Below are 782 nucleotides of genomic sequence, written 5' to 3'. Positions count from 1 at the left end.
CCGGCCGGCCGGCCGGCCGGCGAGACGGCGGCGCTGTTCCTGATCCGCCAGGTGCATGCCCATCCGCACCAGGTGACCATCGTGGCGGCCGGGCCGATGACCAACCTGGCGCTGGCGATCCGCCTCGACCCGGAATTCGCCGGGCTGTGCCGGCAACTGGTCTTCATGGGCGGGCTGGTGGACGGCAATCTGGGCCAGGTGACCGCCAGCGCCGATTACTATACCGATTTCAACCTGATGTTCGATCCCGAGGCCGCCGACATCACGCTGACGGCGGCGTGGCCGAAGATCGTTTCGGTGGGCGGGGTGGCGAACCCGCTGCGCATGACGCCCGAGATCCTGGCGCGGGCGACGCGGCATGCCGGCGGGCTGAGCCGCTATCTGACGCAATATTATCATCCCCAGCCGATGTGGGACGAGCTGGCGGCGGCGATCGCGGTCGATCCCGCGATCGTCACAGGCTCGGTCTCGGCCTATATGGATGTCGACCTGGCCCACGGGCCCAATCGCGGCTATGCCCATGTCTGGCCGGAACAGACGCGCCCGCACATGGGCGAGCGGCCGGTCGAGATCGTCACCGCCATCGACCGGGCGCGTTTCGTTGCGGATTTCGCCGATGCCGCAGGGAGGATTGCGCCGTGAACCAGAATGCGACCCCGGCCGCCGACGCATATCCGCGCGAGGGCGACTTGCCCGAGACCAACTTGCCCGAGGGCGACTTGAACGATCCCGCGCTGCGCGACCGGGCGGTGCGGGCCGCGCGCGGGCTGGCGCCGTTCGAC

Annotated in this window: 1 protein-coding gene; it reads left to right on the top strand. The window is 69.7% G+C overall.

Features of this window, described 5'->3' with window-relative positions; genetic code table 11:
* The coding region (locus tag HUK84_RS21025; RefSeq protein WP_176641904.1) for a nucleoside hydrolase at positions 1 to 642 on the top strand (642 nt) is incomplete at its 5' end.
* Positions 643 to 782 lie beyond the last annotated feature (140 nt).

The organism is Nguyenibacter vanlangensis (assembly GCF_013376155.1).
GTDB lineage: Bacteria > Pseudomonadota > Alphaproteobacteria > Acetobacterales > Acetobacteraceae > Gluconacetobacter > Gluconacetobacter vanlangensis.
This window is presented reverse-complemented; position numbering and strand designations above follow the sequence as displayed.